Raw genomic sequence first — 14,524 nt, 5'->3', positions numbered from 1 at the left:
GTAAGAGTTAAATTGGAAAGAAGGAATAACCCAGTTTATGGCAGCTTACCCCTTCTGATTTTAGCAGCAGCCGGAGCCGGGCGCACAACTGTTAGCCGCTCCCAGGCTTACCAATTCTATTTTCATTTTTTCCGGCTTAATTTCTGCCGCCGGCGTGCAGCATTCTTCGCCTTTGTCGTTGGTGCCGCAGCTGCCACCGCGTTCAATGGCTTTGCATTGCACAAAGTCCGGACTCAGGTTAACCACCAGGGTATCGCCGGAAACGGTAAATTCACCGGGGTACAGCTGGCGGGTATCGAACTGGGAATTGCCAAATTCAATCTTTACCCTTCCCAGTGGATTCAGAGGTAACATCTTTTCTACCACCGCAATAATGGATAAGGCTTTGCTTACCTTCATTTCCCGGCCACTATCCCGCTGCTGCGGCTCCCACAGCTGTACAATGATTTCGGTCCAGGTATTCATAACGCCACCGCAGTCTACCGATACAATTGGGGCCTGTTTTATTTCGGTGATGTGGTAAGAAGCATCTACCAGCTTACCTTCGGCATATTGGAATTGTAGGTGCAATTCCGGATTTTTCAGCAACTCCTCTTTGAAAGATTGCCAGTTTATAAAATCTGTCTTATTCATAATATTGCATTTTTACGATTAATAAATTCAAAAAATTTTAACAACAACTATCCTGACAGGCTATCGGGCTGGAGAACAAATTAAGAAGGACATCCCGTACTTCTTCCCACTTGTGCTGGTCAATACAATAACACACGCTGGTGCCTTCTACGGTGCCTTTAATCAACCCAATGGCCTTTAATTCTTTTAAATGTTGTGATACTGTAGCCTGGGCCAGGGGTAGCTCTTCAACCAGGTCGCCGCAGATACAGGTTTGCTTTTTAAGCAGGTACTGCAGAATGGCCACCCGGGCCGGATGGGCCAGCGCTTTGGCATAAGTTGCTACCTGGTTCTGCTCCTGGGTAAAATTCTGTGTTTTGGTAACGCCCATCTTTTAATCTTTTATTATTATATCGCAATGCTACGATTAATGTTTTACTTAGACTAATTTTATCTAGATTTTTCTTTTATTAAGCGGATGTCTATAAAAGACATAAACAATGATGGGTATCCCTATAGCAGCAGGAAAAAGCCAAAAAAATAGTTGGGGAAATTGATTCCAAAAGGGTAAATTCTTACCATTGTCAACATAAAAACCTGTTAACAGCAATACAAAAGAAAGCCCCATACTTACCGTGTGTAAGCGGGTCCAATTAGGTCTATGGCTTTTGGCTACTCTTTGCCCAACAAAAGTTAAAGCATAGGCAACGGTTCCAACAATCAGTAAATGCGTGTTAAAAGGCCAACGCATGAGAGAGGTAATTACGACCGTAATAAATAAAACCGTCATGCCCCAGTAGTAGGTTTTTCCGGCGGTCGCATGGATTTTGGTAGTCTTTTGGCTAAGCATGGCAACCATGCCGCTGATGATGCAGATAAGCCCCAAAACTATATGAATGACAATAATTGCTAAAAAGAGTTTGTTGTCAGACGGCACCGGAACTCCGAAAATAAAAGTTACCTCGTTATCCATTACTACAGCTTTTTTTCTTATCCTGGTTATTCTTAAATAACATGAGCAGGTATATGATTCGGGGGCATTGCTGGTAGAACGAACAATTACTTCTCTACTGAATCCGGCACAAAAGGGGAAATAAAGTCAGAAACGATGCATTACTAAATCACCTAATAAAAACAGGAATAAAAAAGCCAGTTTTTAGAAGTCTGGCTTTTTTTGTCCTAACAACATTTTAGATTTTGCTGGATGGGGGGACACTTTCGGGTGCCATAACTGCAAAACACACAACAATCGCCTGGCTGCGGCTTTAACACAGTCTTACAATGCTCGCACTCATAAAAGTACTGACAAGCATCCGTCGGCATTTCTTCTTCTTTCTGGTAGCCGCATTTCGGACAGGTAATAATGGAAGAAGTCAGTATTTCCATTATTTTTGGATATTAGTTGCCGTGACTTTATAGCCCGTCGCCTGAATGGCTTTCTGTACGGCTTGGATATTAGTCTTTGATTTATCAAAGGCTACCAGGGCATTGCCATTAGCATAGGAAACCTTTAAATTCAAAATACCGGCTACCTTGTTTACTTCATTGGCGACGTGCAACGTGCAGGCATCACAGGTCATGCCACTTATTTTATATTCTACGGTTTGGGTTTTGGCTTTATCCTGAACTACCCCTTGGCTCACTTGGGTTTTGGCGGCCGGATAGAATACTTTTGCGTAGTTCGGGAAAGCGAGCATTAAAAATGCTACCGCAGTTACTAAGGTTAGAAAGGATTTAGTTTGCATAAAAGAAGGGTTGGTTTCTGTTTCACAATTACAGGCCTTTTGTTTTTCCTGTCTTAATTTTTGGTACCAGGCATAACCCAGCAACGCTACGGTTAAGCCAATCAAGTATGGCCGGTAGGCATCGAGCCACCCAAAAGAGGAGGCCAAGCCACTGGTGCCGGCTAACAAAGCCATCAGGGGTGTAATGCAGCAAAGAGAAGCCAACACCGAGGCCACTATTCCGCCACCAATCAATCTTTTGGATGCCATACGCTAAATTACCTTTTCTAAACGTTTAGCTGTTTTATCGCTGATATATTGAAAAAGAGGCCTGATTGCCGCCAGATGTTCTGGCTTAAGCGCGTAAAAGATGGTTTGGCCCACTTTTTTGCTCTGGATGATGTTACCATCCTTTAGTTTGCGCAGTTGTTGGGATACGGCTGGCATAGTCATGCCAAGCACATCACTTAGGTCACACACGCACAATTCCCCTTCCTGCTCCAGCAGATAAAGCAACTTGAGCCTGGTTTCACTGCCGGCCAAACTAAGCACTTCGCTTAGGTCCTGAATCGTTTCCTTTGCTGCTTCTAACTTATTGGAACAATGGTTAAGATGTTCTTTATCGGCAAAGACCCTTAAACAGGCATTTTCTTCTTCCATCAGTACTTCTTTCCTGCAAAAGTAATAGCAATTAAGTATTTAAGCAAATTCTTAAATATATAAGTTCAGGAGGCTTGAAACGAAAACGACTTTAAGATTATTCAGGGCAAAACCTTTCAGTCAACCCAAGTCATGCGGTTCTAGGCTTATTTTTACTTGATTTTTATCTTGGCCAAAGGACGAAAGGTTACATTACCTTAATTGGCATCGTTGGATGTAACCTAAATTATCCTAAATAAATAATCCCATTGAAACTTAAAAATAAGATGCAAATCCTACTTGAAATCCGCCCGTCCTGGCAGGTGGGTTACCCAGCAGGTCACGCGTCCAATGATAGCGGTAATTGGCCCGGATAACCGTATTAGCCGAAGGCCGGATACTGAGACCCGGCACAATGGCCCGGATATCATCATGTCTTCTGGTCCCGGTTTCACTCAGCCGGCCCACGTTATAATCCACCATCTCTATTCTTAAATTAGCATTCAGGGCGGTCTTTGGGTAATCCAATAGCGTCTTTTGCAAAACCGTATATACCACCTCCAGGTATCCCCCTGTCTGCCGGTTGCCAAAAGCCGGACCTAAAGCCGGTGGTAATTGCAAGCGTGCATGCGCAAACTCCCCGTTCACCACGGCCCGGCCCAGGGTCGTATTAAAATCCAGGGCATAGAGGGCCAGGTTCTTTTTCGAGGTTACCGGCATGCCGTCTATTTTATAGGCGTTGTAAGCGCCGCCGTAGTAGGATATACCTACTTCCCCCAGTTTCCGGTGCCGGAAAGCCAATTTAGCGGATAGCATGGGGCGGCCATTGTTGTCCTGGCCAAACATACTGGGGTCTTTGCCGGCCGGCAGCGAGGTCCGGCCTTCCGCATTTAAAATTAAACCGTCCTGCAAGCCATTTACCAGGTAGACATCATAGGTAAAGACTTTTTGCGGCGCATATACCTTCCCATGGATACCAAATCCAACTTCCGAAAGGGTGCTGGGTATCAGGTTGGTGGTCACCAGCGGCCGTTCTATAAATTCCCATTTCGGGCTATCATGATTCTGGTTGAAGGCTCCGATGGGTACCACCAGAATTCCCATTCGCAGGTTGAAGGCTGGATTGATTTCAAAATCAAGCTGCGCCGTTTCCAAGCCGATTTCTTTTGTGCCATGCTCAAACTCCAATTCCGATAAAAATTTAATGCGCCGGGCAATGGTGGAATACAGGAAAATATTAAAGCGCCGCAGCTCCATCGAATAACCTTCACTGATGCCATCGGTGACAAAGTAATTGGTGTTACCTTCTAAATATCCGCCTACCGCCGTTGTTGTTTTACCCAGCTGGATAAAGGGCCGGTTATAAATGGCATCCTGTACTACCTTGTTTTGCGAGGTGTCGGTTGCTATCCGGGACCAGGCAGAATCAATCTGGGCCAGGCCGGGAAATCCGCCCATCAAAAGCAAGCCAAGAAGCAGCCATTTATAACCGGCCAGTAGTATTTCCTTCATAGCTGGATATATAAGTAGTCACCGTCCGCCTGAACCATAAACTGTTGTAAATCCCTTTCCGATGGCCCCTGAATCACTTTACCGGTAATCGTATATTCACTTCCATGGCAGGGACAATGCAGGATATCAGCGGCCGGATTTACTTCACATCCTTTATGCTGACAATGCAGCAAAACAGCGGAATAGGCATTATTTTCCAGTTTGCGCAGATAAATGGGCTCTTCGTACCGTTCCGTTTTCACCAATACCCAATTATGTTCCAGGAGCTCCTCTTTTTTCACTTCTACAAAATCCGCTTTTCTGACTTTTACCCGGTTACCTTCCACGACAAAAGGGATATAATAAGCCGGGGAACAACCTGGCAGCAAAAAGCTAATGCTAAGCCCGGAAAGGCATACCAGGCTGCATTTTCTTAGAAATTCATCACGTTCCATATTCAAAGGGATTGTAAAAAGGACAGCAATTCTTTTTGGTTAGGAGTCGGTAGGGCGGTGAACTTAATCCTACTATTAGCAGCTTCCCCGCCGTGATACTGAATGGCCTCTGGCAGCGTTCTGGCCCGGCCATCATGGAGATAGAAAACTTGTCTTCCTTGTGCCTCTGCTGCTAAGCCCAGGCCCCAGAGGGGTGCCGTTCGCCATTCACTGGTGCGGGCGGAACCTTCGGTATAGTTATCATCCAGCGCCGGCCCCATGTCGTGGAGGAGTAAATCCGTGTAAGGATGAAAGGTCTGAATGCTCAGGGCCGCAATATCAGACAACCCGGTTTTTAAGGTAGGCACATGGCATTTGGCACATCCAAGCTGGATAAACAGCTGCTCACCGGCCAGCACTTCCGGTTGCCGGGCATTCCGGCGGGGCGGCACTTTCAAGGTTCGCATATATAAAACCACGTTCCGCACCACACTGCCCGGCACTTCCGGATCGGGGATATTATCGCCGGTGTGATTGCCTAATTGTTCATTATACAAGTCTGTTCTCAGGAATTCCGAAGTAATGCCCATATCCAATAGGTAAGCATTGGCTACCTGTTGCAGTAAATCAATGGCGCCAGCCTTCTTGCCGAATCGACCGATATAACGGCCCGCAGCATCCGGGAGGTGGAATTTCTCCGGTTCAAAGAAATCTGGAGCTGGGAAATAATTGGGTACGCCCGAGATCCCATCGCCATTTAAATCATGCGGGTCCGCCATGGCCAGGATATCCGCATCAGACACGGCGGCCAGGTACCCTAATCCCCCGACGGCTGGCGGCGTTAACCGGGTGGAACCCTTGATATCGGTGGGCAGGGTTTCCGGAGTATACCCCGTAATAGCCCGATGCTGAAGCTGGGAGGCCCCGACGGAAATCATAGGGTCAAAATCCAAGCCGTCCTGCCGGTTAAACCGGGTTAGGGAAGTGCTGGGATGGCCTTTGCCGTCCCCTATATGACAACTTTCACAAGAAGTGGAGACGAAAATAGGGCCTAAACCATCCACCACCCCGAATACCCGCCCAAACTCCGTATCGCCTTTGGCATGGCTTTGCTGTTGCTCCGGTGTCAGCTCCAGGATAGGCTCACCAAGCAATTTTTCCGGTTCTATGTTATCCGGAAACAAAGATTCACAAGCCACTACCGCTAAAAACAAACCCAGGCTTAAAGCCATAGCGAGTAAACGTGTTTTATCCATAAGCACAGGCAATTATTAAGTAAATCTAATTAAATTTATTAATTAACCAAATAAAATATTTAGACAAACCTAAAAACAGTAAAAACATATGGATTATTGCCTTTATTCTGAGCTTAAGCAATAAATACAAAACCCAGACATCAATCCGGGTTTTGTATGAAAGATTTAATTGTCTACAAGAGATTAATTTTATTGAGAATGGAATCAAACAGCATTATGCTGGCTATTAAGAAGTAGCTGCTAATTTGCAGCTAAAATGGTAGCCTATCTCTGGCTGTATGATTGAAGTTTCTCAACCATAGAGATAATATTATTCCAGGGCTGTTATTTCTTCCTGATGTTCAACAATCAGCCGTTGGGCGTATTCCAGTAAATCCTTGTTTCCCCCAACAGTAATATAAGCCTGGGCAATGGCAATGGAAGCTTGGTGATGGATAATAATCATAGACTTAAATTTGTTATCCGGATTATTATTTTTTTCTAGGCTCATTTTCTGGTTCATTTCTTGAAGGGCCCGGTTTAACTCCCGGTGCAACATGGGATGCCCCTGTTCTTTTCTGTCTTTTTTATCCAGTTGTTTGGCCACCCCTTCTAAAAAATCCTTTTCTTTTTGATGTTCCGCGTAAATCTGTTTTGCCAGGTGGGTTAACTTTTTGCTTTGGCCATTATTTATTTCTTCCTGCGCCAAATTCATGGCTACCTGGTGCTGGTATACCATGGCATGAAGAAAATCATGGTCCGAATGGCTTGGTTCCAGCTTCTGCTCCGGAGGAAAGGTGTTCAAGGTATCGGCTGGTAGCAGTGGTGCTTGTTCCGCTGCATGGTAATGAGGCTCTGTTCGCGAACGCTGGTCTCGCTGTTGGTGGGTTTCCTCCCGGCAGCCAGCAATACCTAAAAGAACGAAGGATACCGGTAGTAATTTATAGCGATAAGGTTTCATGACTTACTCCAAATAAATCTTATAACGGCATAAAAATCGTATTACGCATATTCCCGCCTTCTCCATTTAAAACCTGTAACGCGATTATGAAAAAGACCTTAGTTGCTCCCTCCATTCTGTCCACTGACTTTGCATTCCTGGGTAATACTTTAACTATTATTAATAAGAGTGCGGCCGATTGGTTGCACGTGGATATAATGGATGGTTTATTTGTCCCCAATCTTTCCTTTGGGATGCCTATCCTGAAGGCGATTCAGCAGTATACCAGCAAGCCGGTTGAACTACACTTAATGATAGTGCAACCGGAACGCTATCTGGAAACGTTCGCGCGCTTTCAGATTCAACAAATCACTGTTCATGCCGAAGCATGTCTGCATCTGCACCGCGAAGTCCAGCAGATTAAGGAACTGGGTTGTAAAGCCGGTGTGGCCTTGAATCCGCATACCCCTATTGACTGTCTCGAATACATCATCCAAGAGTTGGACATGGTTTGTCTAATGTCAGTGAACCCTGGGTTTGGTGGACAAAGATTCATTCTTCAAACACTTGATAAAATACGCCAGGTAAAAGCGCTGATAAAAACAAAAAAGTGTGCCGCGCTGATTGAGGTTGACGGCGGAATTAATAAAACCAATGGTGGAGAAGTTGTAAGAGCCGGAGCAGATGCCGTTGTAGTAGGTAGTAGCATTTTTGACTCTGGTAATCCCCAGGAGGCCATCAGGCATTTAAAGGAGCTATGATTCGCTTATTGCTGAAACATATTTAAGGCCTTTCGCTGCATCTATTATTTCAAAGTGCCATTTTAAGGCAACTTTGTTAACCTAATTTAGGAAAAAACACTTTTAATTATGCCGGGTTTTAAAGTGATTTTGTTCTAGGTTTAAGTTCGAAAACTCTTTCCGGATATTCCGGCGGGATAATTTATGCAATGGACTGGTCCAGTTACGGCTATAGTAGTAAACCCCAGGTGCCTTGCCGGGTTCGTCCTGTAGTTGAGCCGAATAGAGAATTTGATTTGATATTATTTTCCGGACGGTGTAATACTCTCCCCCAAAGAATTGGTAAAGCTTTCCATTGCAGAAGTAACCGTAAATGTCACCCGGGTGAAAAATGAATTCACCATCTGGGGTAATTAGCCTGATGGTACGCATGGCAAAGGGGGAAGGATGGCCCATTCTGTTTCCCGGTTGTTTTAAGCAGGCAACAAACGAAGCTTTTCCCGCCAGCCAGTCCGATTGAGAAATAAAAAATCCGGCGGCCGGGCAGCCAGGTTTTTGCGTAACCGGGCAAACTGCTCTATTAGAATCACTGTCCATGAATGGTGCCAATAGCTGAATTTGGCCATAGGAAATGCCCGATGACATCTCAAAAAAGAATACCAGCAAATAACGAAGAACCAAGGAAAATTTAAAAAAGCAGGAGAACATATAGGTCAGAAAAATTTAGATTACAGATATTAAAATAGCGGTAGACACCCTTTAGGGCAAAGGTGGGGCATATTGGTAGGTGAATGCTACCAGAATGGCTGGGTTGTAATCTAAATTATAAAAACTGAATATTGAAGATGAAGTTTCTTGGGTGGAGGGGAAAAAAGTATGCGGCAAATCAGATGCTTATTAGTCCAGGAAAAATAAAGGAATGCTAAAGCTAGGAATACTGGCAGGTAAGGCGTAAAAGTTGGGCCTTTGCTTATCGTTATCGCAATTTTTTCACCAACGTCTTCAATGAAATAGGTATCATATTCATCTCCATAAGTTTTGCTGTAATCGCTTATCCTTACCTCTAAAAAAGCTAGTAAGTAGCAAATACCAATCGAAAGAATAAGCAATTTAAATAAGTATCCTTTCATTACTTAAGAGATGCGCGTATATCAGTTTTTAATATACGGTGATTTTGATATCCGGTCAATTTTAAAATCTTTGAAATGAAAATAGAAAGCTCCCCTTATATAATAGCCCCTCTTATTATAAATTAAGGAAGAGGCAAGCCGAACAAAGTGGCAGCGGAGAGGCTTTTAGTTTATGGACAGCTAAAAAAACAACCCCCTGGCTCCCGCTCTAGGCTGCGTTTATCGTCCTTGACAGCAGCCAGATTTTGCGAATTGGCAATTTCCCATCATTAAAATCTTGGTAATGCTCCGAATCGGATTTCTAAATACTTTGCAAAAAATTCTTTTTAGGTGCCTTTGATACTGACCATACAACCACATGAAAAAGCCTTATTTTAATAATCCACTTAGATATCGCCTACAAAAAGGAGGTAACTTTAAGAGAAGTATAAAAAAGAGAAGCACCTTTAAAAAGATTCTGAAAATAGTGCTTTTGGTGCTTTTTGCCTTTATCCTGGGTTTAGGTGTATATGCCAAGTTTGCGCATTTTCTTCACAACCATGTTAAATAGAAGTTTAAAGAAATTATTTTAGTTGTTAGCTTGTTTAGGAGGTTTAGGATTTTACTTTATTCCACGCGGCCCGTTTAAATTGAAAAGGGAAAAATAATTCGGGTTGTAACTTTATTCGGAAGTTGCCAGTTTAAGTTCCTATTCCTGATTACATTTATTTTTTAAGTTTTTAGCTTAAAGTTTATTATTTTTGCGTTCATGAAGTGGTTAACCTGGATATTAACGTGTTTGATGGTATACATGGCGTGTTCGCCGTGTAGCGATGAGAACGTTGGCGTTTCTGGTAAAATAATCACGGCTTTCCATGCAGAGTCTGACCATGAACCCGTACAGAGTGATATTTGCTCTCCCCTTTGCGTCTGTAACTGCTGTTCCGTTATTTCAGTAGTTCCTCATCAACCGGCTTCAGAAATAGCTATTCATATTCCGGAGCTTACGAAAACCAATTTTTCTTACCAGCCCGGTTTTTCCCAATATTCTGATAGTATCTGGCAACCGCCTAGAGTTTAAACCTTCCTGTCTTTTTTCTATTTAGTCTTGGATTACCACCTATGAGCTGGCAATCCCAAGCCAACGTGCCTGGATTTTATTCTGTGCCCAAGCACCATTTTACAGGTTTAAATTTAAAAATTTCATGATTGACAATATAATAGCTTTTTCCATCCGGAATAAGCTTATCATCGGGATATTCACGCTCGCGCTGGTAATCTGGGGGCTTTTCTCTCTCAGCCGGCTTCCCATTGATGCCGTTCCGGATATTACCAATAACCAGGTTCAAGTTATTACCACTTCTCCCACACTGGCGGCGCAGGAAGTAGAACAGTTTATCACTTTCCCCATTGAGATGGAAATGGCCAACGTGCCCAACCTGGTAGAAATCCGGTCTATTTCCCGCTTTGGTTTGTCGGTGGTAACGGTGGTCTTCGAAGACAACGTGGACATTTACCTGGCCCGGCAAATTGTAGGGGAAAAACTACAAAGTGCCCAGGAACAAATCCCTGATGGCTTGGGCTCTCCCGAAATGGGCCCGGTGTCCACCGGATTAGGGGAAATTTACCAGTATGTACTGCATACCACTCCTGATTCACCCAAAAAATATACCCCTACCGAACTCCGCACGATTCAGGACTGGATTGTTAAACGCCAGTTAGCCGGAACGCCCGGCGTAGCAGAAGTCAGCAGCTTTGGCGGTATCCTGAAACAATACCAGGTATCCGTGGATCCGAATAAACTGCGGGCTTTTGATTTGACCCTCGCGGATATTTTCCGGGCCCTGGAGCAAAATAACCAAAATACCGGCGGCGCTTTTATTGAAAAAGGTCCGAATGCTTACTTTATCCGGGGTTTGGGGTTACTTAAAAATTTCGACGATATAGAACAAATCATCATCAAAAATACCGAAGGGTTGCCTTTATTAATCCGGGATGTCGCCACCGTGGAAGAAGGCAGTGCCGTCCGGTACGGTGCCCTCACCCGCAACGGCGAGGGTGAAGTGGTGGGTGGCATTGTTCTCATGCTGAAAGGGGAGAACTCCGCCCAGGTTATCCAAAACGTAAAAGCGAAAGTGGCGGCGATTCAGAAAACCTTACCGCCCGGCGTGGTATTGGAGCCGTTCCTGGACCGTACCCGCTTGGTAGACCGGGCCATTGGCACGGTAAGCAAAAACCTGATAGAAGGCGGGCTCATCGTTATTTTTGTATTGGTAATACTATTAGGGAATTTACGGGCCGGGCTGGTAGTAGCTTCCGTCATTCCTTTAGCCATGCTTTTTGCTATTGCCATGATGCACTTGTTTGGCGTATCCGGGAATTTAATGAGTTTAGGGGCCATTGACTTTGGCTTGATAGTCGATGGCGCGGTTATCATCGTGGAGAGTATCGTGCATCGGATAGCCGTGAATAAACAGTTTGTGGGTATAGATCGCTTAAACCAGCGGCAAATGGATGACGTGGTTTTGGACGCCACGGTTAAAATCCGGCAATCCGCTGCTTTCGGAGAAATTATCATCCTTATTGTGTATCTGCCCATCCTGGCGCTGGTGGGCATTGAAGGAAAAATGTTCCGCCCCATGGCCCAAACGGTCGGATTTGCCATTCTGGGAGCCTTAATTTTATCACTCACCTATGTCCCTATGGCCTCGGCTTTGTTTCTAAGCAAAAAGACGAAACACAAGCCCAGCTTCGCCGATAAAATGATGGGACGGCTGGAAACTATCTACGCCAGATTGTTACAGCGGGCTTTGAAATTAAGAGTGCTGCTTTTGGCTTTAACCTTAGGTTTATTTTTAATTACGCTCTTTTTATTCAGCCGCATGGGCGGCGAGTTTATTCCGACCCTGGATGAAGGCGATTTTGCCATTGAATCCTCTATCAGCTCCGGTTCCTCTTTAACCCAAAGTGTTAAGACCTTCTCGCAAGCGGAGAAAATCCTGCTGAAGCAATTCCCGGAAGTAAAAGAGGTCATCAGTAAAATCGGGTCCTCCGAAATACCAACCGACCCCATGCCCATAGAGGCCGCTGATATGACTGTTATTTTAAAAGACCGGGATGAATGGGTCTCTGCAGACAGCCGCGAAGGACTGATGGAAAAAATGGAAGAAGCCTTATCCGTGATACCCGGCTTAAATGCCGAGTTCTCCCAACCCATTCAATTAAGAAGCAATGAGCTCATGACGGGCGTTAAACAGGATATTGCCGTGAAAATATACGGCGAAGACCTCGCGGTTCTCGCGCAAAAGGCAGAGGAAGCCGCCAATCTGATTCGACCTATTGCGGGAGTGGGGGATTTAAAAGTAGAACAAACTACCGGCCTGCCGCAAATCCTGGTGCAGTATAACCGGGCCCAGATGGCTCAGATGGGGGTTAGCGTAGAGGATGTGAATCAGGCCTTACGTACCGGCTTCGCGGGCGGCGTAGCCGGGGTCATTTTTGAAAAGGAGAGACGATTTGATTTAGTTGTGCGGTTAAATGAAGCCAGTCGCCAGAACATCGCCAATGTAGAGGACTTACTTATTGCGCTTCCGAACGGTTCCCAAATACCGTTGCGCCAGGTCGCGCAGGTAACGCTGGAAGAAGGCCCCATGCAAATCTCCCGGGATGATACCAAGCGGCGTATTACCATTGGGATTAATGCCCGCGAGCGAGATGTAGAGAACCTGGTAAAGGATATTCAAGCAACTTTGGATACTAAATTTAAATTACCCGTGGGGTATTACGTTACCTACGGCGGGCAATTCGAAAACTTACAGGCGGCCAAAGCCCGGCTTTCGGTGGCGGTACCCCTGTCGCTGGCTATCATTTTAATTCTGTTGTTTTTGACCTTCAACTCGTTTAAACAAAGCCTGCTTATTTTCACGGCTATACCCCTGGCCGCCATAGGCGGCGTCTTTGCCTTGCTGTTGCGCGGAATGCCGTTTAGTATATCAGCCGGCATCGGCTTTATTGCCCTGTTCGGGGTGGCTGTTTTAAACGGAATTGTTTTAATCGGGTACTTCAACCAGTTAAAGCAGGAAGGCTTAACGGACCCTTTCGCCCGCATTATGGAAGGCACGAAAGTACGGCTGCGGCCCGTCATCATGACCGCGGCGGTTGCCTCTTTAGGATTTCTGCCCATGGCCCTCTCTAACTCGGCCGGGGCCGAAGTGCAAAAGCCGTTGGCCACCGTCGTGATTGGGGGATTGATTACTTCTACCCTGCTGACGCTATTTTTATTACCTATTTTATATAGTTACGTGGAGAAAATGAAAAAGCCCCAAAACTTATCCGGCACCGGTGGGCAGGTCGCTCTGGTACTGTTTTCCCTCCTGGCTGGTAGTCTGGCCTTGCCGGCCCAGGCACAAATAAGCCAGTCTCCTGCTGGAAGCCCAATAACCGTGAACCAGGCAGTAGATTTGGCGCTGCAAAACAGCCCCGCGGTCCGCGCCGGCACCTTAATGGTAAAGCAGCAACAGGCTTTACGTCGAACCAGTTTCGACTTACCAAAAACCATGGTAACGGGGGCCTATGGCCAGATGAATAGTGCGGCCAATGACAATGCGCTTTCTTTATCCCAGAGCTTTTCCTTACCGGGCGTGTACCGGAGCCAGTCCCGGTTAGCGGCCCAGCAGGTCAGTGGGGCGGAACTCCAGCTCCAGCAAACCAGGCGGACGGTGGTGCGGGACGTAAAACTAGCTTTCAATGAATGGGCGGTTTTAACCCAACGGGAAAAAACCTTGGTGGCCCAGGATAGTTTAGCCCAGCAGTTTGAACGGGCAGCGGGTCTGCGCTTTAAAACCGGAGAAGCTAATTATTTAGAGAAAATTGCCGCCGAAGCGCAGGCCATGGAAGCCCGCACGGAATTAACTGCCGCTCGCGCCGAGGTGGCCATTGTCCGGCAGCGGTTATTGCGGTCGCTTTTTGTCACGGACACCGTTAATTTTCAACCGGAATTAAGGCCTGCAACCTCAACGCTGCCCACCGATACCACCTGGCTCAGCAACCATCCGGAAGTGGCCTTTTACAAAAACCAGGTGGCCGTCAGCCAAGCCCAAACCCAAGTGGAAAGAAGCCAGCTATGGCCCGATTTTTCCCTTGGCGTTAGGAGCCAAACGATTCGGGGCTTTCAGAATATCACGGGTACGGAACAGTATTACGGAACGGGGCAACGCTTCCACTCGGTAGAAGTGGGGGTAGGCATTCCGATTGTTTCCCGGGCGCAGCGGGCCCGGGTGCAAGCGGCCCGGCTGCAAACCCAGGTGGCGGCCGCGCAATACCAAAATCAGCGGCTACTGCTGCAAACCGAGTTGCAAGGGCTCAGCCAGGAATACGCCCGGCACCAGCAAACGCTCCGGTACTACGAAGAAAAAGCTTTACCCCAGGCTAGCTTAATTATTGAGTATGCCACCAAGGGCTTTCGGTTGGGAGAAACCCCTTATACCGAATACATTCAGAATATTGCGCAAGCCCAACGTATCCGGCTGCAATACCTGGAGGTGGTGTCCCAGTTTAACCAGGCGGTCATTCAATTAGAGTATCATTTAATAAATAATTAG

The 14,524-nt window shown here is 46.0% G+C and carries 14 protein-coding genes; 3 read left to right on the top strand and 11 right to left on the bottom strand.

Annotated features, from left to right (window positions below; genetic code table 11):
• Positions 1–60: 60 nt before the first annotated feature.
• The 10 genes from F0145_RS19765 to F0145_RS19720 form a co-directional block, all read right to left on the bottom strand.
• Positions 61–633 carry a DUF6428 family protein gene (locus F0145_RS19765; RefSeq protein WP_150091203.1) on the bottom strand — a complete coding sequence of 191 codons (573 nt, stop codon included), beginning with the start codon at positions 631–633 and terminating at the stop codon, positions 61–63.
• A 37-nt stretch (positions 634–670) separates the two neighbouring features.
• Positions 671–1,003, bottom strand: coding sequence for an ArsR/SmtB family transcription factor (locus F0145_RS19760; protein WP_150091201.1), 333 nt, complete (start codon positions 1,001–1,003; stop codon positions 671–673).
• Between the two features lie 63 nt (positions 1,004–1,066).
• A complete protein-coding gene (locus tag F0145_RS19755; RefSeq protein ID WP_150091199.1) occupies positions 1,067–1,585 on the bottom strand; it encodes a hypothetical protein in 519 nt (172 codons plus the stop codon).
• Positions 1,586–1,791: 206 nt separating this feature from the next.
• On the bottom strand, positions 1,792–1,998 hold the full coding sequence (locus F0145_RS26685; RefSeq protein ID WP_150091197.1) for a GDCCVxC domain-containing (seleno)protein: 207 nt from the start codon (positions 1,996–1,998) through the stop codon (positions 1,792–1,794).
• On the bottom strand, positions 1,998–2,606 hold the full coding sequence (gene merTP / locus F0145_RS19745) for a mercuric transport protein MerTP (RefSeq protein ID WP_150091195.1): 609 nt from the start codon (positions 2,604–2,606) through the stop codon (positions 1,998–2,000). Before merTP ends, F0145_RS26685 begins: the two co-directional genes overlap by 1 nt.
• A gap of 3 nt (positions 2,607–2,609) precedes the next feature.
• The gene (locus tag F0145_RS19740; protein WP_150091193.1) at positions 2,610–2,996 is read right to left on the bottom strand and encodes an ArsR/SmtB family transcription factor; all 387 of its coding nucleotides are present in this window, start codon (positions 2,994–2,996) and stop codon (positions 2,610–2,612) included.
• Between the two features lie 255 nt (positions 2,997–3,251).
• The gene (locus F0145_RS19735; protein ID WP_150091191.1) at positions 3,252–4,487 is read right to left on the bottom strand and encodes a hypothetical protein; all 1,236 of its coding nucleotides are present in this window, start codon (positions 4,485–4,487) and stop codon (positions 3,252–3,254) included.
• The gene (locus F0145_RS19730; protein ID WP_150091189.1) at positions 4,484–4,921 is read right to left on the bottom strand and encodes a QcrA and Rieske domain-containing protein; all 438 of its coding nucleotides are present in this window, start codon (positions 4,919–4,921) and stop codon (positions 4,484–4,486) included. Before F0145_RS19730 ends, F0145_RS19735 begins: the two co-directional genes overlap by 4 nt.
• 2 nt (positions 4,922–4,923) lie before the next feature.
• The gene (locus F0145_RS19725) at positions 4,924–6,156 is read right to left on the bottom strand and encodes a di-heme oxidoredictase family protein (RefSeq protein WP_150091187.1); all 1,233 of its coding nucleotides are present in this window, start codon (positions 6,154–6,156) and stop codon (positions 4,924–4,926) included.
• A gap of 310 nt (positions 6,157–6,466) precedes the next feature.
• The gene (locus F0145_RS19720) at positions 6,467–7,096 is read right to left on the bottom strand and encodes a DUF305 domain-containing protein (RefSeq protein ID WP_150091185.1); all 630 of its coding nucleotides are present in this window, start codon (positions 7,094–7,096) and stop codon (positions 6,467–6,469) included.
• A gap of 86 nt (positions 7,097–7,182) precedes the next feature.
• Here F0145_RS19720 and rpe point away from each other — a divergent pair, with 86 nt between their 5' ends.
• Entirely contained in the window at positions 7,183–7,836 is a 654-nt protein-coding gene (gene rpe, locus F0145_RS19715; RefSeq protein ID WP_150091183.1) for a ribulose-phosphate 3-epimerase, read from the top strand.
• 102 nt (positions 7,837–7,938) lie between these two features.
• Here the strand turns inward: rpe and F0145_RS19710 are convergent, their stop codons facing one another.
• The gene (locus F0145_RS19710; RefSeq protein WP_150091181.1) at positions 7,939–8,412 is read right to left on the bottom strand and encodes a hypothetical protein; all 474 of its coding nucleotides are present in this window, start codon (positions 8,410–8,412) and stop codon (positions 7,939–7,941) included.
• Between the two features lie 1,281 nt (positions 8,413–9,693).
• On the opposite strand from F0145_RS19710, the gene F0145_RS27045 reads away from it, so the two are divergent.
• Positions 9,694–10,005, top strand: a complete 312-nt coding sequence (locus F0145_RS27045; protein ID WP_394349597.1) for a DUF6660 family protein — start codon at positions 9,694–9,696, stop codon at positions 10,003–10,005.
• Positions 10,006–10,129: 124 nt separating this feature from the next.
• Positions 10,130–14,524 (top strand): CusA/CzcA family heavy metal efflux RND transporter, encoded by a 4,395-nt coding sequence (locus F0145_RS19705; RefSeq protein ID WP_150091179.1) that lies wholly within the window; start codon positions 10,130–10,132, stop codon positions 14,522–14,524.

It is taken from the genome of Adhaeribacter rhizoryzae, assembly GCF_008629685.1.
Taxonomy (GTDB): domain Bacteria; phylum Bacteroidota; class Bacteroidia; order Cytophagales; family Hymenobacteraceae; genus Adhaeribacter; species Adhaeribacter rhizoryzae.
This window is presented reverse-complemented; position numbering and strand designations above follow the sequence as displayed.

Excerpts from the sequence above, each read along its gene's own strand:
- F0145_RS19765 (WP_150091203.1), bottom strand. The coding sequence starts at position 633 with ATGAATAAGACAGATTTTATAAACTGGCAATCTTTCAAAGAGGAGTTG.
- F0145_RS19760 (WP_150091201.1), bottom strand. The coding sequence starts at position 1,003 with ATGGGCGTTACCAAAACACAGAATTTTACCCAGGAGCAGAACCAGGTA.
- F0145_RS19755 (WP_150091199.1), bottom strand. The coding sequence starts at position 1,585 with ATGGATAACGAGGTAACTTTTATTTTCGGAGTTCCGGTGCCGTCTGAC.
- F0145_RS26685 (WP_150091197.1), bottom strand. The coding sequence starts at position 1,998 with ATGGAAATACTGACTTCTTCCATTATTACCTGTCCGAAATGCGGCTAC.
- merTP (WP_150091195.1), bottom strand. The coding sequence starts at position 2,606 with ATGGCATCCAAAAGATTGATTGGTGGCGGAATAGTGGCCTCGGTGTTG.
- F0145_RS19740 (WP_150091193.1), bottom strand. The coding sequence starts at position 2,996 with ATGGAAGAAGAAAATGCCTGTTTAAGGGTCTTTGCCGATAAAGAACAT.
- F0145_RS19735 (WP_150091191.1), bottom strand. The coding sequence starts at position 4,487 with ATGAAGGAAATACTACTGGCCGGTTATAAATGGCTGCTTCTTGGCTTG.
- F0145_RS19730 (WP_150091189.1), bottom strand. The coding sequence starts at position 4,921 with ATGGAACGTGATGAATTTCTAAGAAAATGCAGCCTGGTATGCCTTTCC.
- F0145_RS19725 (WP_150091187.1), bottom strand. The coding sequence starts at position 6,156 with ATGGATAAAACACGTTTACTCGCTATGGCTTTAAGCCTGGGTTTGTTT.
- F0145_RS19720 (WP_150091185.1), bottom strand. The coding sequence starts at position 7,096 with ATGAAACCTTATCGCTATAAATTACTACCGGTATCCTTCGTTCTTTTA.
- rpe (WP_150091183.1), top strand. The coding sequence starts at position 7,183 with ATGAAAAAGACCTTAGTTGCTCCCTCCATTCTGTCCACTGACTTTGCA.
- F0145_RS19710 (WP_150091181.1), bottom strand. The coding sequence starts at position 8,412 with ATGGACAGTGATTCTAATAGAGCAGTTTGCCCGGTTACGCAAAAACCT.
- F0145_RS27045 (WP_394349597.1), top strand. The coding sequence starts at position 9,694 with ATGAAGTGGTTAACCTGGATATTAACGTGTTTGATGGTATACATGGCG.
- F0145_RS19705 (WP_150091179.1), top strand. The coding sequence starts at position 10,130 with ATGATTGACAATATAATAGCTTTTTCCATCCGGAATAAGCTTATCATC.